Source organism: Reyranella sp. (assembly GCF_017305915.1).
GTDB lineage: Bacteria > Pseudomonadota > Alphaproteobacteria > Reyranellales > Reyranellaceae > Reyranella.
In genome coordinates this window covers 1-20,008 of record NZ_JAFKJN010000009.1, presented here as the reverse complement: position 1 = coordinate 20,008, position 20,008 = coordinate 1, and the positions used below count along the sequence as shown (strand labels likewise).

Below are 20,008 nucleotides of genomic sequence, written 5' to 3'. Positions count from 1 at the left end.
CGCTTCGACGGAACTATTTGGCCGTTCGCGACTTTCTATCAGGATGGAGCGGCAGCCTGAGATTTCGGGGGCGATCCGTGCTGCCAGCGCGGCCCTCTACTACCTGCCCGGCGCGCTTGCCGGCCAAATCACCGCGTGGCCTGCGCATTTGCAACGCGCCCGGCGGCTGGGCTTCCGCCAGATTTGCACCGCACCCTTCACCCGACCCGGACAGCGCGGCGACCTCTTTCTTGCCGGCGACCTTGACCGGCCCGACCCGCGGCTCGGCACTTATGACACCACCGAAGCGGCCCTCGCGGCTGCGGCAACGGCGGCGAAGCGGGCCGGCCTCGAGCTGTTGGTCGACGTCGTCCTCGATCGCGTCGCCGTCGATGCGGCGGATCGCACGGGCTATGAGCCGCCGGTCGGCCCCGCCGCCCTCGATCCTCGCCGGCCCAGCGCCGACATCGACGCCGCCTTCGCCCGGTTCGACCGCGCCGACCTGCTCGAGCGGTGGTCGAACCGCCTCGGCGCCTGGAAGAAGGAAGGCGTCGCCGGCTTTCGCGTGCTCGGCCTGGAGCATGTACCGCCGGAGTTCCTGCGCGGGCTGATCGCGGCCGTCGGCGGCCGCTTCTACGGCTGGACGCCGGGCCTGGACTGGTCGCGGCTCGCGCCGCTCGCGGGCCTCGGCCTCGACGGCGTGTTCGCCTCGACGCCGTGGTGGGATCGCCGCGCGCCCTGGTACATCGAGGAGCACGAGCTGCTGCGCCGCATCGCACCGATCATCGCCCCGGTCGAGGCGCCGTTCGGCCCGCGGCTGGCGCAGCGGGTACAGGGCGAGGCACGACGCCGGCTCTACGAGCAGGAGCTGAAGCTCGCCGCCGCGACGTCCGATGGCCTGCTGGTGCCGATGGGCTTCGAGTTCATGGCCGACCATCCGCTCGATTCACGCTTCCCGTCGGCGCTGCCGAAGATGGACGGCGAGCCACCGCTCGCCGAGGCGATCGCGTCAGCGATCGCGCTGACCGGCGGCGGCAAGATGCGCAGCCTGACCGGGGCCGGCCACAAGGTGACCGCGCTCGAGATGAGCGGGCGCGACCGGCTGGTGCTGATCAACACCGACCTCGCCAACGACCGGCCGTCGCCGATCGCGCTCAAGCCCGACGAGACGCTGTTGAAGGCGGGCGAAGTCAGGATCGTCGCCCATCCGCCGCTGCGTCCCGTCATGGCCGGCGCGGCGCCCAAGGCGGCGGTGCTGGATGCCGCGATGGCGCCGCGGACGATCATCGAGAACATCGCGCCGCAGGTCGCGGGCGGGCCGTTCGCCGCCAAGCGCATCGCCGGCCAGAGCGTCACGGTGGAAGCCGACGCCTATGCCGACGGCCACGACGTGCTGTCGGTCGAGCTCCTGTGGAAGGCAGCCGACGAGCCGGACTGGCAGCGCACGCCGATGGCGGCGTTGGGCAATGCCCGCTGGCAGGGGCGGTTCACGCCGTTCCGGGTCGGCCGCTACCTCTACACGGTCGAGGCCTGGATCGACGAGTACGCCACGCTCTGCCGCGCCATCCGGCTGAAGCAGGACGCCGGCGTCGACATCGCCGTCGAGCTGGAAGAAGTCCGGCTGGCGCTCGAAACCGCGATCTCGCGCAAGTCCTGCACCCGCAGCGGCCTGTCGGACGTGCTCGCGACCCTGCGCAAGGGCGATATCGCGGAGAGCGTGCAGGCGCTGATCTCGCCCGAGACCCGCAGGGTCATCGCCGATTCGGGCGAGCGGCCTTTCCTTGCCCGGCATGAGCCGCTGACGCTCGAGGTCGAGCGCCAGGCGGCGGGCTTCGCCGCCTGGTACGAGCTCTTCCCGCGCTCGCTGACCGACGATCCCAGGCGCCACGGCACCCTCGCCGACGTGATCGCCCACCTGCCGCGCGTGCGCGACATGGGCTTCGACGTCCTCTACTTCCCGCCGGTCCATCCGATCGGCACCACGGCGCGCAAGGGCAAGAACAACACGCTGACCCCCGCACCCGACGACGTCGGCAGCCCCTACGCCATCGGTAGCCCCGACGGCGGCCACGACGCACTGCATCGGCAGCTCGGAACCTTCGAGGACTTCAAGCGGCTGGTCGTGGCGGCGCGCGAGCACGGGCTGGAGCTGGCGATCGACTTCGCCATCCAGTGCTCGCCCGACCATCCGTGGCTCAGGCAGCATCCCGACTGGTTCAAGCACCGGCCTGACGGCACGATCAAATACGCCGAGAACCCGCCCAAAAAGTACGAGGACATCGTCAACGTCGATTTCTATGCCGGCGGCGCCATCCCGAGCCTGTGGGAGGCGCTGCGCGACGTGGTGCTGTTCTGGGCCGATCACGGCGTGAAGATCTTCCGCGTCGACAATCCGCACACCAAGCCGCTGCCGTTCTGGCAGTGGATGATCGCCGACGTGCGCGGACGCCACCCCGACGCGATGTTCCTGTCGGAGGCCTTCACCCATCCGAAGATGATGTACCGGCTGGCCAAGGTCGGCTTCTCGCAGAGCTACACGTACTTCACCTGGCGCAACACCAGGCAGGAGCTCGAGGAGTACCTGACCGAGCTGACGACGACCGCGCCGGCCGAGTTCTTCCGGCCGAACTTCTTCGTCAACACGCCGGACATCAATCCGATCTTCCTGCAGAGCTCGGGCCGCCCGGGCTTCCTGATCCGCGCCGTGCTGGCCGCGACCCTGTCCGGCCTGTGGGGCGTCTATTCCGGCTTCGAATTGTGCGAGGGCGCGCCGCTGCCGGGCCGCGAGGAGTATCTCGATTCGGAGAAGTACGAGATCCGCATCAGGGACTTCGACGCGCCGGGCAACATCGTCGGCGAGATCACCCGGCTCAACCGCATCCGCAAGGCACATCCGGCGCTGCACAGCCATCTCGGCGTGCGCTTCTACAATTCGAGCAACGACCAGGTGATGGCCTACGGCAAAGCGCTGCCCAGCCACGAGGACATGGTCTTCGCCGTCGTCAGCTTCGACCCGCACAACGTCCAGGAGACCAGCTTCGAGATCCCGCTGTGGGAATGGAAGCTGCCCGACAGCGCCTCGCTCGCCGCCGAGGACCTGATGACCGGCCGCCGCTTCACCCTGCACGGCAAGCGGCAATGGCTGCGGCTCGATCCTGCACGGTCGCCGTTCGTGCTGTGGCGGCTGTCGCCCGAGGAAACCGCATGAACGCGCCGTCCCCCGAACTCGCCCGCGCGCTGGCCGCCGACCAGCTCTGGTACAAGGATGCGATCATCTACCAACTTCATGTGAAGTCGTTCTTCGATGCCAACAACGACGGCATCGGCGATTTCCCCGGCCTGCTTTCCAAGCTCGACTACGTCGCCGATCTCGGCGTCAACGTGATCTGGCTGCTGCCCTTCTATCCCTCGCCGCGGCGCGACGACGGCTACGACATCGCCGAATACACCGGCGTCCATCCCGAGTACGGCCATCTCGGCGACGTCAGGAGGTTCATCGCCGCCGCGCACAAGCGCGGCATCCGCGTGATCACCGAGCTGGTGATCAATCACACCTCCGACCAGCATCCGTGGTTCCAGCGCGCCCGCAAGGCAAAGCCGGGCTCGGTCGCGCGCAACTTCTACGTCTGGTCCGACACCGACCAGAAGTACGCCGAGACGCGCATCATCTTCATCGATACCGAGCGCTCCAACTGGACGTGGGACCCCGAAGCCAAGGCCTATTACTGGCATCGCTTCTACGCGCATCAGCCCGATCTCAACTTCGACAACCCGAAGGTGCTCGAGGCGGTGCTCGACATCATGCGCTTCTGGCTCGACCTCGGCGTCGACGGGCTCAGGCTCGACGCGGTGCCCTACCTGGTCGAGCGCGAGGGCACCAACAACGAGAACCTGCCCGAGACGCACGAGGTCCTGAAGAAGATCCGCGCCGAGCTCGATCGCTCCTATTCCGACCGCCTGCTGCTGGCCGAGGCCAACCAGTGGCCGGAAGACACCAAGGACTACTTCGGCGACGGCAACGAATGCCACATGGCGTTTCATTTCCCGCTGATGCCGCGCATGTACATGGCGCTGGCGCGCGAGGACCGCTTCCCGATCACCGACATCATGCGCCAGACGCCGCAGATCCCCGACAACTGCCAGTGGGCGATCTTCCTGCGCAATCACGACGAGCTTACGCTCGAGATGGTGACCGATTCCGAACGCGACTACCTCTGGCAGACCTACGCCACCGACCGCCGCGCCCGCATCAATCTCGGCATCCGGCGCCGCCTCGCCCCACTGCTCGAGCGCGATCGCCGCCGCATCGAGCTGATGAACTGCCTGCTGCTCTCGATGCCCGGCACGCCGGTGATCTACTACGGCGACGAGATCGGCATGGGCGACAACATCCGGCTCGGCGACCGGGACGGCGTGCGCACGCCGATGCAATGGTCGCCCGACCGCAACGGCGGCTTCTCGCGCGCCGACTGGAACGCGCTGGCGCTGCCGACCATCCAGGACCCGCTCTACGGCTACGAGACGGTGAACGTCGAGGCGCAGTCGCGCGATCCCTACTCGTTGCTGCACTGGATGCGCCGCATGCTGACGGTGCGCCGCAGTCACGTTGCCTTCGGCCGCGGCACGCTCCGCTTCCTCTATCCGAAGAACCGCAAGGTGCTGGCCTATCTGCGCGAGTACCAGGAGGAGACCATCCTCTGCGTCGCCAACGTCTCGCGCACGCCGCAGGCGGTCGAGCTCGACCTCTCCGAGTTCAGCGGCCGGGTGCCGATCGAGCTGAACGGCGGCTCGGTGTTCCCGCCGGTCGGCCAGCTCACCTACCTGCTGACCCTGCCGCCCTACGGCTTCTACTGGTTCGTGCTGGCCCAGGAAAGCGAGGCGCCGTCCTGGCATACGCCGGCGCCCGAGCCGCTGCCCGACTACGTCACGCTGGTGCTGCGCGACGGCCTGGGCGCCGGTCTCCGCCATCCGGAGGCCGCCAGCCTGCTCGAGCGCGACGCCCTGCCGGCCTATGTCCCCAAGCGGCGCTGGTTCTCGGCCAAGGACCAGAAGATCGACTCGGTGCACATCGCCTATACGGCGCCGATACCCGGCGGCGACCGCGAGCTGCTGCTGGCCGAGATCGAGACCAGGATCGACGGCGCCATCCAGCGCTGGCAGATGCCGCTCACGGTGTTCTGGGACGAGGAGCCTACCGCGCCGCTGCCCAACCAGCTCGCGCTGTCGCGGGTGCGCCGCGGCCGGCGGGTCGGGCTCGTCACCGACGCCTTCGCGCTGCCGTCCTTTGCCCTGCAGATGCTGAGGGCGATGGCCGCGCGGTGGGAAATCGAGACCGCCGAGGGCCGCATCGTCTTCCAGCCGATGCCCGGCAACGACGAGGTCCTGACCCCGAAGCCCGACGCCACGGTGAGCTGGCTGAGCGCCGAGCAGTCCAACAGCTCGCTGATCGTCGACGATCAGGTGATGCTCAAGATCTTCCGTCGCGTCACGTCCGGCGAGCATCCCGAGGCGGAGATGGGCCGCTACCTGACGGCACACGGCTACGCCAATTCGTCGACCCTGCTGGGCGAGGTGATGCGCATCGACAAGGACGGCGAGCGCCATTCGCTGGCGGTCGCCCAGGCCTTCATCCGCAACCAGGGCGACGGCTGGGTCTGGACCTTGAACATGTTCAAGCGCGCGGTCGACGACCTCGCCACGCACGAGGCCGCGGTCGACGCGCGCGCCGACAATGTCGAGGACTACCAGACCTTCACCGCGACCATCGGCCGCCAGCTCGCCGCCATGCACGTGGTGCTGGCGCGCGACACCGACGACGAGGCCTTCAAGCCCGGCATCGCCGCCGGCGACGACGTGAAGCGCTGGATCGAACGAGCGCGCAAGCTCGTCGACAAGGCGTTCGACATCATTGCCACCCGCAAGGCCGGCGAGAACGAGTCGGACGACACCGCGATCGCCGCGCTGACCCAGAACAAGGACGCGCTGATCGGCGCGCTGCACAGCCTCGCCGAAACGGGCGTTGGCGGCCTGATCACCCGCGTCCACGGCGACTTCCATCTCGGCCAGGTGCTGGTGGCGAGCGGCGACGCCTACATCATCGACTTCGAGGGCGAGCCCGGCCGGCCGCTCGCCGAGCGCCGCGCCAAGATGAGCCCGATGGTCGACGTGGCAGGCCTGATGCGCTCGCTCGACTATGCGGTGGCGACCACGCTCGATCCCAAGACGCCGACCTCGGCGCCGCTGCCCGAGGCGACGCGCGCCAAGTTCGTCAAGCGCCTGCGCGACGGCGCGCAGGAGGCCTTCCTCGACGCCTATCGCGCCGGCGCGAACGGCCTGCCCGGCCTCGACAACATGGACCTGCTGAATTTCTTCATGCTCGAGAAGGCGGCCTACGAGCTGGTCTACGAGGCGGCCAACCGGCCGGCCTGGCTCACCATCCCCTTGCACGGCCTGCATCGCCTGATGGGCCGCATCCTGGGCGAAGAGACGCGGAGTGCCGGCTGATGGCCGCGGCGATCTCGACCCTGGCCTCGCCCGAAGCCGAGGCATTGGCGCACGGCCGCCACGGCGATCCCTTCAAGCTGCTGGGCCCACGCGATAGCTCGTCGGGCCGGGCGATCCGCGCCTTCCTGCCGGGCGCGCAGGGCGTCGAGGTCCTGCGGCGCAGCGACCGCAAAGGGATCGGCCGGCTCGAGGGCACCGCGCCCGACGGCTTCTTCGAAGGCCGCGTGACCGATCGCGCGCCCTACCTGCTGCGAATCAAGTGGCCCGGCGCCGTGCAGGAGACCGAGGACCCGTACTCCTTCGACCCCTTGCTGGGCGACGTCGACCTCCATCTCTTCAACGAGGGCCGCCACTTCGAGATGGCGCGCGTGCTCGGCGCCAACGCCATGACCTTCCAGGGCGTGCCGGGCGTCGGCTTCTCGGTCTGGGCGCCCAATGCCACGCGCGTCGCCGTGGTCGGCGACTTCAATGCCTGGGATTCGCGGCGCCATCCGATGCGGCTGCGCTATCCCTCTGGCGTGTGGGAGCTGTTCGTGCCGCGGGTGGCGCCCGGCGCCCGCTACAAGTTCGACGTCGTCGGCGCCGGCGGCGTGCCGCAGCCGCAGAAGGCCGATCCGCTCGCCAAGCAGGCCGAGCCGCCGCCCGCGACCGCGTCGGTCGTCGCCTCGCCCGAGCCGTTCGACTGGAACGACGCGGACTGGATGGCCAAGCGCGCGCAACGCCAGATGCGCGACGCGCCGATCTCGATCTACGAGGTCCATGCGGGCTCGTGGATGCGCGCCAGCCAGACCTGGGACGACATGGCCGACCGGCTGATCCCCTACGCCGTCGACATGGGCTTCACCCATCTCGAGCTGCTGCCGATCACCGAGCATCCGTTCGGCGGCTCGTGGGGCTATCAGCCGCTCGGCCTGTTCGCGCCGACCGGCCGCTACGGTTCGCCCGAGGGCTTCGCCCGCTTCGTCGACCGCGCCCACACCGCGGGCCTCGGCGTCCTCCTCGATTGGGTGCCGGCGCATTTCCCGACCGACGCCCATGGTCTCGCCCGCTTCGACGGCACGGCGCTGTACGAGCATCTCGATCCGCGCGAAGGCTTCCATCGCGACTGGAACACCTTCATCTACAATTTCGGCCGCCGCGAGGTGCAGGGCTTCCTGATCGCGAGCGCGCTGCACTGGCTGGAGCACTTCCACGTCGACGGCCTGCGCGTCGATGCCGTGGCCTCGATGCTCTACCGCGACTACAGCCGCGGCAGCGACTGGATCCCCAACGTCTATGGCGGCCGCGAGCATCTCGAGGCCATCGACTTCCTGCGCCATCTCAACGCCGTGGTGCAGGAGCGCTGCGCCGGCGCGGTGGTAATTGCCGAGGAATCGACCGCCTGGCCCGGCGTCACCCAGCCGGTCTCCGAGCTCGGCCTCGGCTTCGCCTTCAAGTGGAACATGGGCTGGATGCACGACACGCTGCATTACATGGAGCGCGATTCGATCTATCGCCAATACCACCATGACGGCCTGACCTTCGGCCTGATCTACGCCTTCTCCGAGCGCTTCATCCTGCCGCTCAGCCATGACGAGGTCGTGCACGGCAAGGGCTCGCTGCTCACTCGCATGCCCGGCGACCGCTGGCAGAAGTTCGCCAACCTGCGCGCCTATTTCGGCTTCATGTGGACCCATCCCGGCAAGAAGCTGCTGTTCATGGGCGGCGAGATCGCCCAGGAGCGCGAATGGAACCACGACGGCGAGATCGACTGGCTCCTGCTCGACGACCCCAACCATGCCGGCATCCAGCGCCTGGTGCGCGACCTCAACGGCCTCTATCGCCGCGAACCTGCCCTGCATCGCCGCGACGCGTCGGGCGAGGGCTTCCGCTGGATCATCGGCGACGATCGCGCCAACTCGGTCTTCGCCTTCCTGCGCTCCGGTGACTCCGGCGATTCGCCGGTTCTGGTGGTCTGCAACATGACCCCGGCGCCGCGCCATCACTATCGCATCGGCGTGCCGCGCGAGGGCCGCTGGCGCGAGATCGCCAACACCGATTCGCGCTTCTACGGGGGCAGCGACATGGGCAACGACGGCGGCGTGTCGACCTCGTCCGAGCCGGCGCACGGCGAGCTGCAGTCGCTCGACCTCACCCTGCCGCCGCTTGCCACCATCGTGCTGCGAGCCGAAGGCTAAGCGTGGCGTTCTCCCCCGATAAGCTGCTGCCGGGCAGTCCCTCTCCGCTCGGCGCGACCTGGGACGGCCTGGGCATCAACTTCGCCGTCTTCTCGGCCAACGCCCATCGCGTCGATCTCTGCCTGTTCGATCCGGCGGGCCGCCGCGAGGTCACGCGTCTTACCCTGCCCGAATGCACCGACGAGGTCTGGCACGGCTACCTACCTGACGCGCGGCCCGGTGTGATTTACGGCTTCCGCGCGCACGGCCCCTACGAACCGCAGCGTGGCCATCGCTTCAACTCGCACAAGCTGCTGCTCGACCCTTACGCCCGCCGCATCGTCGGCGAGTACCGGACCTCCGACGCGATGTTCGGCTATCGCGTGAACTCGCCGCGCGGCGACCTCTCGCTCGACCGCCGCGACAGCGCCCCCGGTGTCGCCAAGGGCATCGTGGTGTCCGACGACTTCAACTGGGGCGACGACCGGCCGCCCAACGTGCCGTGGTCCGACACGGTGATCTACGAGGCGCATCTCAAGGGGCTGACCGAGCTTCGGCAGGACCTGCGACCGCGCGAGCGCGGCACCTTCGCCGCCCTGGCCGATCCCGCCACCATCGACCATCTGCGGCGGCTCGGCATCACCTCGGTCGAGCTGATGCCGATCCATGCCTTCCTGCAGGACCGCCATCTGCTGGTGAAGGAGCTGCGGAACTACTGGGGCTACAACACCCTCAGCTTCTTCTCGATCGAGCCGCGCTACCTCTCCGACGGCACCGTCGACGACATGCGCATCGCCGTGCGCCGCCTGCATGCGGCGGGTCTCGAGGTCCTGCTCGACGTCGTCTACAACCACACCGCCGAGGGCAACGAGTTCGGGCCGACGCTCTCCTTCCGCGGGCTCGACAATGCCAGCTACTACCGGCTGGTCCCCGACAATCCGCGCCACTACATCAACGACACCGGCACCGGCAACACGGTGAACCTCTCCCATCCGCGCGTGCTGCAGATGGTGATGGATTCGCTGCGCTACTGGGTGACCTCGTTCCATGTCGACGGCTTCCGCTTCGATCTCGGCACCATCCTCGGCCGCGAGGGCCCGGGCTTCGATCCCGGCTCGGGCTTCTTCGATGCCGTCCGCCAGGACCCGGTGCTGTCGAAGGTCAAGCTGATCTCCGAGCCGTGGGATCTCGGACCGGGCGGCTACCAGCTCGGCAACCATCCGCCGGGATGGGCCGAATGGAACGACCGCTTCCGCGATGGCGTGCGCCGCTACTGGCGCGGCGACGAGGGCCAGCGCTCCGACTTCGCGGCACGGTTGGCGGGCTCCAGCGATCTTTTCGAGCGCCGCCGCCGTCGGCCGTGGGCCTCGGTCAACTTCGTCGCCAGCCACGACGGCTTCACCCTGCGCGACGTCGTGAGCTACGCCGAGCGCCACAACGAGGCCAACGGCGAGAACAACAAGGACGGCCATTCGGAAAATCTCTCCGCGAACTGGGGCGCCGAGGGCCCGACCGACGATCCGGCGATCAATGACACGCGCTTCCGCCTGCAATGCGCGATGATCGCAACGGTGTTCCTCGCCCAGGGCACGCCGATGCTGCTGGCCGGCGATGAGCTCGGCCGCACCCAGAACGGCAACAACAACGCCTATGCCCAGGACAACGAGAGCTCGTGGATCGACTGGCGCCTGGCCGACAGCGAGCAGGGCCGCCTGCTCACCGACTTCACCGCGCGGGTGATCGCGCTGCGCCACCGCCATCCGGTGCTGCGCTGCGCCAACTTCCTGCACGGCAAGGACAAGCCGGCGCCGGACGTGCTCGACATCGCCTGGTTCGACGAGCATGGCCAGGGGCTGTCGCCCGACGCGTGGAACAACCCGCAGGAGCGCACCCTGGTGCTGCGCCGCGCCGTGACAGAGGCCGACGGCCGTGTGCCGATCCTCACCTGCCTGTTCAATCCGATGCCGGACGACCGCACCTTCAAGTTGCCGCCGCCCCGATTGCCGACGCGCCTGCTGCTCGACAGCACCGATCCCGCCGGGGCCGAGCGCGACATCGACGGCGAAACCGTCGCGGTCAAGTCGCGCAGCGTGGTGCTGGTCCGCAGCGTTTATCGCAAATGAGATTCGGTGCCACGGTTCTCGCCAACGATCGCACGCGCTTCCGGCTGTGGGCGCCGGGCGTGACGGCGGTCGGCCTCGAGATCGACGGCCGACCGGCGCAGCCGATGACACCGCAGCCCGGCGGCTGGTTCGAAACCGAAGCGCGCTGCGGTGCCGGTGCCGCCTACCGATATCGACTGCCGTCCGGCCAGGCCGTTCCCGACCCGGCTTCGCGCGCCCAGGCGGACGACGTTCATGGCCCGAGCCTGGTCGTCGATCCCGAGGCCTATCGCTGGCGTCATCCCGACTGGAAGGGCCGGCCGTGGCCCGAGACGGTGCTCTACGAGCTGCACCCGGGCACCTGTGGCGGCTTCGCCGGCATCCAGGCCGATCTCGGCCGGCTCAGCGATCTCGGTATCACCGCGGTCGAGCTGATGCCGGTCAGCGACTTCCCCGGCGCGCGCAACTGGGGCTACGACGGCGTGCTGCCGTTCGCGCCCGACCGCGCCTACGGCACGCCCGACGAGCTGCGCGCCCTGGTCGATGCCGCGCACGGGCTGGGGCTGATGATGTTCCTCGACGTCGTCTACAACCATTTCGGGCCGGACGGGAACTATCTCGGCCTCTACGCCCCGCCGTTCTTCCGCCGTGATCTCCACACGCCGTGGGGCGTGGCGATCGATTTCCGCCAGCCGCCGGTGCGCCGCTTCTTCATCGAGAACGCGCTCTACTGGCTTCGTGAATACCGCTTCGACGGGCTGCGCTTCGACGCGGTGCACGCCATCGAGGACCGGACCTTCCTCGACGAGATGGCCGCCGAGATCCGCGCCACCATCGCCGACCGCCAGGTCCATCTGGTGCTCGAGCACGACGGCAACGAGGCCGGCCCTCTGCGCCACGGCTTCGACGCGCAGTGGAACGACGATGCCCATCACGTCCTGCATGTGCTGCTGACCGGCGAGCGTAACGGCTACTACGGCGACTATGCCGAGACGCCGGCCAAGCAGCTCGCGCGCTGCCTCGCCGAGGGCTTCGCCTTCCAGGGCGATCCGTCGCCCTACCGCAAGGGCGCGCCGCGCGGCACGCCGAGCGCCGATCTGGCCCCGACCGCCTTCGTGCTGTTCCTGCAGAACCACGATCAGGTCGGCAACCGGCCGTCCGGCGACCGGCTGACGACGCTCGCCCATCCCGAGGCGCTCAAGGCCGCGGTCACCCTGCAGCTTCTCGCGCCCAACATCCCGCTGCTGTTCATGGGCGAGGAGCGGATGAGCCGCGCGCCGTTCCAGTTCTTCACCGATTTCCGCGGCGAGCTGGCGACCGCGGTGCGCGAGGGCCGGCGGCGCGAGTTCGCGGCCTTCGGCGGCTTCGGCGGTACCGACATTCCCGATCCCAACGCCCAAGAGACGTTCGAGCGCAGCCGCGTGCCGCCGACCGGCGACGACAGCTTCCATCGCTCGCTGCTCAGGCTGCGCCACAAGACGATCGTGCCGCGCCTCGCCGGCACCAAGACCCTCTCGGCCAAAGCGATCGGCGAGGCCGCCGTTACCGCGCGCTGGCGGCTGGGCGACGGCGCAGTACTGGCGCTGGCCGCAAACTTCGCCGAGCACCCCTGCACCCTCGATCCGCCAACTGACCGCTGCCTGTTCGCCAGCCGCGACGGCGCGCTCAACGGCACACGGCTCGGCGGCCGCAGCACGGTCGCGTTCCTCGCCTCATGAACGACGAGGCGATCCTCGAGCGCGCGCGCCGGGCGGGCATCGCCGTCGACTGGATCGACGCCAACGGCTGGCCGCAACGCGTGTCGATCGCCTCGCTCGTTCGCCTCCTCGACTCGCTCGCCGGCGCGCCGCCGCCGGTGCCGCGCTTGGTGACGGCGACGGCCGGCGAGCCTGTTCATCTTCCCGAGATCGACGATGCCGCCGGCGAGCTGCAGCTCGAAGACGGCTCGACCCGACCCGTCGCGATACGGGCCCAGCGCCTGGCGCCGATCGACACGCCCGGCTATCACACGCTGCGCTTCGGCGGGCGCGAGCTTGGCGTCGCGGTCGCGCCGAAGCGCTGCTTCACCATCGCCGACTTCGCCCCGGGCGAGCGGCTGTGGGGCCTCGCGGTGCAGATCTATTCGCTGAAGCGCGCCGGCGACCTCGGCATCGGCGACACGACAGGCCTTTCGATGCTGGCCAAGGCGGCCGCCGGCTGCGGCGCCGATGCCCTGGCACTCAGCCCCGCGCACAGCCTGTTCCCCGACGACCTCGCGCGCATCGCGCCCTATTCGCCGTCGAGTCGGCTCTTCCTCAATCCCCTGCTGATCGATCCGGCGGCGGTGCTCGGCGAGCAAGCCATCGAGAACGCCGCCGACTCAGGCCTGATCGATTGGCCGACGGCATCGGCGAACAAATACGCCCTCCTGCGCCGGCTGTACGACGGCTTCCGCACCGAGCATCCGCCGCTCGCCGCTTCGTTCGAGGCCTTCATGAAGGCCGGAGGCGCGAGCCTCGACGGCCATGCCCGCTTCGAGGCGCGCAACGGCGATCTCGGCTACTACGCCTTCCTGCAATGGCTGGCCGATCGAGCTTTCGCCCGGGCGCAGCGGGCCGCCAAGGAGGCCGGCATGCGCATCGGCCTGATCGCCGATCTCGCGATCGGCCTCGATCCCGGCGGCGCGCAGGTCGGCGCTGCGCCGGCTGAGTTCCTGAGCGGCCTCAGCATCGGCGCACCGCCCGACGCCTTCAATCCCAACGGCCAGGATTGGGGCCTCACCTCGTTCTCGCCGCAGGCCTTGGTCGCCGATGGCTTCGCGCCCTTCATCGCCACCCTGCGCGCCAACATGCGGCATGCAGGCGGCGTGCGGATCGACCATGCGATGGGGCTGACGCGGCTGTGGCTGGTGCCGAGCGGCGGCTCGCCCCGGGACGGCGCCTATCTCTCCTACCCGGTCGACGACCTGATGCGGCTGCTGGCGCTGGAATCGCACCGCCACCGCGCCATCGTGATCGGCGAGGACCTCGGCACTGTGCCGTCCGACTTCCGTGCCCGCTGCCGCGCCGCCGGAGTAGCCGGTATGGACGTGCTGTGGTTCCAGCGCCACGGCGAGCGCTTCCTGCGGCCCGACGAATGGCGCGACGACGCCGTGGCCATGACCACCACACACGACCTGCCGACGGTCGCCGGCTGGTGGCGCGGCGCCGATCTCGAGCTGCGCCGTGGGCTTGGCACCGTCACCGAGCACGAGATCGCGCAGCGGCCGCAGGAGCGCCATCTGCTGTGGCAGGCCTTCGCCGAAGCCGGCGTCGCGCCAGGTCCGATGCCGGAGAGCTGGGACAGCGATCCCGTGGTCGATGCCGCCGTAGGCTTCGTCGCCCGCGCGCCGGGGCCGCTGACGATCGTGCCGCTCGAGGACATCATGGGCATCGCCGAGCAGCCCAACCTGCCGGGCACGATCGACGAGCATCCCAACTGGCGCCGCCGCTTCGCCCTGCCTGCCGACCAGCTCCTTCAGCAACCCGCGGCCGCGCGACGCGCGCGCCGGCTGAACGAGCGTCGCTCGTGACGCCGCACGCCACGCTCAGGCTGCAGTTCCACAAGGGCTTCACCTTCGCCGACGCCGAGGCGCTGGTGCCCTATTTCGCCGCGCTGGGGATCAGCCACGTCTACGCCTCGCCGATCACCTGCGCGCGGCCGGCGCGATGCACGGCATTGCAGCATCTTTGGCGGCGCTGGCCTGTGGCACTTTTGTCCACACGGCGGCCGTGAACGCCATTTCCCAAACGAGATTTGCCCCGTAGATAGAAGGTTCTCGCGGCGGCGTGGAACGCAGACACGCAGCTCGACGCACGGGAGCCGAGGGGAGGAATAAGAAACACCCAGAGCGGAAATCCGTTGGCTAGCGGTCATGACCTCACGGTGCGTAGGTAGCCCAAACATGACCAGCCGGAGTGGCGCCCGGCCCGCGAGTAAACTCTGCAAAGCCTGAGAGAGTCCGATGCTGGTGCTGCATCATGCCTGGAGATCGAGCGCGTCGCGGCGGGTGCGCCTCTGCCTCGCCGAGAAGGGGCTCGAGGTCCAGAGCCGCCTCGTCGACATGATGGCGATGGAACACCATTCGCCCGAGTACCTGAAGATCAACCCGCTGGGCGTGATCCCGACCCTGATCCTCGACGACGGCCGGTCGCTCTACGAGAGCGGCACGATCTGCGAGTATCTCGACGACACCTATCCCGATCCGCCGCTGCGGCCCGCCGACGCTTACGGGCGCGCGGTGATGCGTAACTGGATCCGCTATGCCGACGAGCGCATCGGCAACCTGATCATCTTCAACTGGGTCCATTCGCTGGCCAAGGTCGCCGCGACGTGGACCGACGCGGAGCTGGCCGAGAAGCTCAAGAGCGTGCCGAGCAGGGAGCGGCAGGAGGCGTGGACCCGCGCCGCCCGCAAGCCCTACACCGACGAGGAGCGCGCGACGGCGCGGGGCAAGCTGGTCGGCATGCTCGACAAGATGGAAGAGACCATGCGCCAGACGACGTGGCTGGCCGGCAATGCCTTGTCGATCGCCGACATCGCCGTGGTGCCGTTCATCAAGCGCATCGACGAGGAGATCGCGCCCGACGAGATGACGCCTGCGCGCCATCCCCGGGTCGCCGAGTGGTGGGCCAGGGTCCAGGCACGCCCGGCCTTCGCCAAGGCGCGCATCGAAAGCTTCTTCGACGAAGTGGCGAAGGCTCAGTCCTGAGGCGTCCGGCCGGGATTGCGGCGGACTCCCGGACACCTCCGATGCCGATTCCATAAGGGTTTTAGGCGAGAATCCGGGAATCCGGCCCCACCCCCCAGGGCGGACACTGGCGGACGCCCCGGACGCGGCGGACGAGAGACTGCAAATTGTCCCGCGCCGCCGCCTCTCGCGTCAGCTCTTGACGATGAACGGCTTGGCCGCCGTGTCGTAGGCCGGATAGCCGAGCGTCGTGCGCAGCTCGGCCGGCGCCAGCGCGCCCTTCGATTCCGCCTCGCCCGCCTTCAGCGCCGCCAGGCCCGATTTCATGCCGGCGACCGCCGGCGACAGCATGCCGGTCGGATAGGTGCCGATCTTGAAGCCGAGCTTCAGCGCCTCGGTCTGCGAAGGCGTGGCGCGCGGCGCGCCGGGCGATAGCACGGCGAAGCTCGGCCGCCCCTTGGCGGCGTCGATACCGCGCTTGATCTCCGCATCGTCGGCCGGCGAATCCATGAACAGGATGTCGGCGCCTTCCGCGACGAACATCTCGATGCGGGCGACCGCCTCGTCGATGCCGGCGGTCGGGCGGCAGTCGGTGCGCGCCATCACCAGGATGCCGGATGCCTTGGCCGCCTGCACCGCGGCGCGAACCTTCATGCGCGCTTCCTCGCGCGGCAGGCACGGCTTGCCGGCGGCAGTCAGCGCGCGCGGCGTGATCTTGTCCTCGATCAGCACCGCGGCGGCGCCGGCGCGGCCGTAGCCCGCGACCGTGCGCTGCACGTTCATCGCATTGCCGTGACCGTGGTCGCCATCGGCCAGGACCAGCAGGTCGGGTGCGGCGCCGCGCACCATGTTGAACGAGTCCATCATCTCGCCGAACGAGACGAGATCGAGGTCGGGACCGCCCAGCCGGCTCGCCGCGACGCAGGAGCCCGACAGGAAGGCGGTCTTGAAGCCCGCCTCGTGGGTCAGCTTGGCGGTCAGCCCGTCCCACACCGCCGGCATCACCACCAGGCCCGGTTCGGCCAGGATCTTCCGCAGCTGATCGGGTGCGCTCGTCATGTCGTTCCCCCTCTAGATCGGCTTGCCGGCGCTGGACGGCCAGCGCGGCATCAATTCGTTGCTGGGACGGTCGTTGTCGGCGACCTTGCGCGCGGTCTCGACGCCGGCCGTCGGCAGGCCCTTCGGATCGAGCAGGCCGACCTGCACCAGCACCGAGGCCTGGTCCCAGTAGATGTGCTCGTGCGCCACCTTGTCTCCGACGAAACGCACGATCGCGACCAGCGGAATCTCGACCTTCCTGCCGGTAGGCGGAACGCCCGGCAGCATCCAGTCGACCTCGCTGGTATGCGTGAAGCCGAAGATCAGCTCGTCGACGATCTGGTCGGCGCCGACCGTGCGGCTGACCGGCGTCAGCGTCGTGTCGGGCGGATTGCCGCCGATGAAATGGTACTTGTAGAAACGCTTGAGCTGGTCGTGGCCGACGCCGCCGGTCATCGTCGGGACGTGGTTGACGTACGGCTTGGCCACCATGGTCGCCATGGTGGCATCGGCGTCGCGGGTCTCGAATTCATAGCGGCAGTGCGCTTCCCACAGCGCGACGAGATCGGGTTCGGGCATGTCAGGCATCCTCCCTGGGCAATCAGGATAGCCATTCGCCGGCCCGATTGCTAAGCCATGGCCATGGAAACGTTCGACTACGTGATCGTGGGCGCGGGCTCGGCCGGCAGCGTGCTGGCCAACCGGTTGAGCGAGGATGGCAAGACGACGGTCTGCGTGCTCGAGGCCGGGCCGCGCGACTGGCATCCCTTCATCCATATCCCGGCGGGCTTCATGTACACGCTGGTCAATCCCAGCGTGAACTGGCTGTACACGTCGGAGGCCAGCGAATGGACCGGCGGCCGCCGCATCGCCGCCCCGCGCGGCAAGACGCTGGGCGGCTCGAGCTCGATCAACGGACACATCTACAATCGCGGCCAGCGGCTCGACTTCGACGGCTGGGCGCAGCGCGGCAACCGCGGCTGGGGCTATGCCGACGTGCTGCCCTACTTCCGGCGCAGCGAGCGGCGCATGGCCGACAACGCGCACGCCGACGACGAGACCTTCCGCGGCAAGGAAGGCCATCTGCCGATCACCGACCTCGACTGGCGCGACCCGATCTGCGACGCCTTCATCGAAGGCGCCGTCGAGCAGGGCATCCCGCGCAACCGCGACTACAACGGCACGCAACAGGCGGGCGTGAGCTACGTCCAGCGCATCATCCAGAACGGCCGCCGGGTCAGCGCCGCACGCGGCTACCTCAAGCCGGCGATGAAGCGCGGCAATCTCGACGTGCGCACGAACGCCCATGCGACCTCGATCCTCTTCGAGGGCAAGCGCGCGGTCGGCATCCGCTACAACAGCGGCGGCCAGCACGGCCAAGCCCGCGACGTGCGCGCGGCCAAGGAAGTGATCCTGTGCGGCGGCGCGGTGAACAGCCCGCAACTGCTGCAGATCTCGGGCGTCGGCCCGGCAAGGCTGCTGGGCGAGCTCGGCATCCCGGTGAAGCACGGGCTCGCCGGCGTCGGCGAGAACCTGCGCGACCACTACGCGCCGCGTTTCGTCGCGCGCGTCAAGAACGCCGAGACCATCAACGAGCTGAGCCACGGGCCGAAGCTGGTCGGCCAGGTGCTGAAATACGCCTTCACGCGGCGCGGGATTCTCTCCCTCAATCCAACCTTGGTCTACGTGTTCTGGAAGTCCGACGAGGCGGTCGACAATTACGACCTGCAGCTCACCTTCACGCCGGCGAGCTACAAGGAAGGCGTGCAGTCCAAGCTCGACGACTTCCCGGGCATGACCATCGCCTCCTGGCAGCAGCGGCCCGACAGCATCGGCTGGGTGCGCGCCAAGTCGGCCGATCCCTTCATCGCGCCGCTGATCCAGCCGAATTACCTGGCCGCCGAAAGCGACCGCCGCGTGCTGCTGGCCGGCATGAAGCTCGCCCGCCGGCTGCTGCACTCCAAGGCGCTCTCCAAGTACTACGACCGGGAAGAATTCCCCGGCGATCAGGCGCAGTCCGACGCCGACCTGCTGGAGGCGGCCAAGAAGCGCGGCACCACGACCTTCCATCTCATGGGCACCTGCCGGATGGCGCCGGACAACGATCCGACCGCCGTGGTCGACGACCAGCTCCGGGTGCGCGGGCTCGAGAACCTGCGCGTGGTCGATGCCTCGGTCATGCCGACCATGCCGTCGGCCAACCTCAACGCCTCGGTGCTGATGATCGCCGAGAAGGCCGCCGACCTGATCCGCGGCCGCGCCCCGCTCGAAGCGGCGATGCTGAAGGACTGACGATGAGCGAGCCCGCCGTCGACACGATCGCGCGGCTGGTGCCTGCCATCCTGAAGGCGCTCTATGCGATCGAGTTCGCCGGCCGCCATCTCAGCCCCCAGACCCTGCCGCGGCTGATCGAGGCGATCGGGCAGCGCGGCAGCGACCTCGCCCCGGCGCTCGAGCAGTCGCGTGCGTTCGACTGGCCCGGTCGGCTGGCGCCGGCGCGCGACTGCCTGGAACGCGCCGCCGCCGAGACGATGCAGAGCCTGTCGGGGTTGCTGTCGGCGCCGCAGGCCGATCAACCGATCGTCGCTGCCTATCGCGCGATGCGCGGCTATGCGCGGGCCTGCGAGGCGCTCTATCCGATGGCGCCGCATCTCAGGCCCGTGAACCAGTTCTTCCTCGAAAAGTCGGCGCGCGACGACACCGCGCGGATCGATCGGCTGGCGGCGATCGATCCCGCGACGCCCGATGTCGGCGTGATGCATGTCGGCGGCTCGGCCGGCACGCGCGGCGGCTTCTCGCTCTACGTGCCGGAGGACTACGAGCCGGCGCGCGCCTGGCCGCTGGTCGCGGCGCTGCACGGCGGCAGCGGCAACGGCGGCGCCTTCCTGTGGAGCTGGCTGCGCGAGGCGCGCACCCGCGGCTTCGTCCTGCTGGCACCGACCGCATCCGGCCAGACCTGGTCGCTGACCGAGCCCGACCTCGACGCCGACAACATCAATCGCATGCTGGCCGAGATCGGCAGCCGCTGGAACCTCGATGCCACGCGCCGGCTGATGACCGGCATGAGCGACGGCGGCACCTACACCTACGTCTGGGGCCTGGCGGCCGGCTGCCCGTTCACCCACCTGGCGCCGATCGCGGCGGCATTCCATCCCATGCTGATGATGACCATGGCCGATGCCGACCGGGTGCACCGCCTGCCGATCCATATCGTGCACGGCGCGCTGGACTGGATGTTCTCGGCCCGCACCGCGCGGGTCGCCGAGCAGGCGCTCATCCAGGCCGGCGCCGACGTCGTCTATCGCGAGATCGCCGACCTCTCCCACACCTATCCGCGCGACGAGAACGGCGCGATCCTGGATTGGTTCCTGACTTATACCATCGGCCCTAAGTTCTGACCGATGCCCATTCGCGGGTAGTGATCGAAGCGAGGCGGACAGTGTCGGCGATGAGCCAGTTCCAAGCGTCGCAACAACCCTGGACGATGTCGTCATAAGTTTGCCAGACGCGTCTGCTGAGCT

The 20,008-nt window shown here is 69.0% G+C and carries 12 protein-coding genes; 10 read left to right on the top strand and 2 right to left on the bottom strand.

The genetic code is table 11. From position 1 onward, the window contains the following. Positions 1 to 43: 43 nt before the first annotated feature. The 8 genes from J0J01_RS06460 (at position 44) to J0J01_RS06425 (ending at position 15,470) form a co-directional block, all read left to right on the top strand. Positions 44 to 3,187, top strand: coding sequence for an alpha-1,4-glucan--maltose-1-phosphate maltosyltransferase (locus tag J0J01_RS06460; RefSeq protein WP_296379417.1), 3,144 nt, complete (start codon positions 44 to 46; stop codon positions 3,185 to 3,187). Continuing rightward, positions 3,184 to 6,483, top strand: coding sequence for a maltose alpha-D-glucosyltransferase (treS, locus tag J0J01_RS06455; protein ID WP_296379416.1), 3,300 nt, complete (start codon positions 3,184 to 3,186; stop codon positions 6,481 to 6,483). The genes J0J01_RS06460 and treS overlap by 4 nt, the downstream gene beginning before the upstream one ends. Next, positions 6,483 to 8,660, top strand: coding sequence for a 1,4-alpha-glucan branching protein GlgB (gene glgB, locus J0J01_RS06450; protein WP_296379415.1), 2,178 nt, complete (start codon positions 6,483 to 6,485; stop codon positions 8,658 to 8,660). The genes treS and glgB overlap by 1 nt, the downstream gene beginning before the upstream one ends. Before the next feature lie 2 nt (positions 8,661 to 8,662). Further along, positions 8,663 to 10,762, top strand: a complete 2,100-nt coding sequence (glgX, locus tag J0J01_RS06445; RefSeq protein ID WP_296379414.1) for a glycogen debranching protein GlgX — start codon at positions 8,663 to 8,665, stop codon at positions 10,760 to 10,762. Beyond that, complete coding sequence (gene treZ, locus J0J01_RS06440; RefSeq protein WP_296379413.1) at positions 10,759 to 12,459, top strand: malto-oligosyltrehalose trehalohydrolase; 1,701 nt, start codon at positions 10,759 to 10,761, stop codon at positions 12,457 to 12,459. Before glgX ends, treZ begins: the two co-directional genes overlap by 4 nt. Further along, positions 12,456 to 14,291: a 4-alpha-glucanotransferase gene (gene malQ, locus J0J01_RS06435; protein WP_296379412.1), complete on the top strand. Its 1,836-nt coding sequence runs from the start codon at positions 12,456 to 12,458 to the stop codon at positions 14,289 to 14,291. The genes treZ and malQ overlap by 4 nt, the downstream gene beginning before the upstream one ends. Beyond that, positions 14,288 to 14,494 carry a hypothetical protein gene (locus J0J01_RS06430; protein ID WP_296379411.1) on the top strand — a complete coding sequence of 69 codons (207 nt, stop codon included), beginning with the start codon at positions 14,288 to 14,290 and terminating at the stop codon, positions 14,492 to 14,494. Before malQ ends, J0J01_RS06430 begins: the two co-directional genes overlap by 4 nt. Positions 14,495 to 14,723: 229 nt before the next feature. Next, positions 14,724 to 15,470, top strand: coding sequence for a glutathione S-transferase family protein (locus tag J0J01_RS06425; protein WP_296379410.1), 747 nt, complete (start codon positions 14,724 to 14,726; stop codon positions 15,468 to 15,470). A gap of 171 nt (positions 15,471 to 15,641) precedes the next feature. On the opposite strand, the gene J0J01_RS06420 is transcribed toward J0J01_RS06425, so the two are convergent. Together J0J01_RS06420 and J0J01_RS06415 are read right to left on the bottom strand one after the other, a co-directional pair. Beyond that, a complete protein-coding gene (locus tag J0J01_RS06420; protein WP_296379409.1) occupies positions 15,642 to 16,508 on the bottom strand; it encodes an isocitrate lyase/PEP mutase family protein in 867 nt (288 codons plus the stop codon). A gap of 12 nt (positions 16,509 to 16,520) precedes the next feature. Next, a complete protein-coding gene (locus J0J01_RS06415; RefSeq protein ID WP_296379408.1) occupies positions 16,521 to 17,066 on the bottom strand; it encodes a nuclear transport factor 2 family protein in 546 nt (181 codons plus the stop codon). A gap of 63 nt (positions 17,067 to 17,129) precedes the next feature. Here J0J01_RS06415 and J0J01_RS06410 point away from each other — a divergent pair, with 63 nt between their 5' ends. Both J0J01_RS06410 and J0J01_RS06405 read left to right on the top strand, forming a co-directional pair. Further along, the gene (locus tag J0J01_RS06410) at positions 17,130 to 18,779 is read left to right on the top strand and encodes a GMC family oxidoreductase N-terminal domain-containing protein (RefSeq protein WP_296379407.1); all 1,650 of its coding nucleotides are present in this window, start codon (positions 17,130 to 17,132) and stop codon (positions 18,777 to 18,779) included. Between the two features lie 2 nt (positions 18,780 to 18,781). Next, positions 18,782 to 19,885 (top strand): phospholipase, encoded by a 1,104-nt coding sequence (locus J0J01_RS06405; RefSeq protein ID WP_296379406.1) that lies wholly within the window; start codon positions 18,782 to 18,784, stop codon positions 19,883 to 19,885. The last annotated feature ends 123 nt before the right edge of the window (positions 19,886 to 20,008 follow it).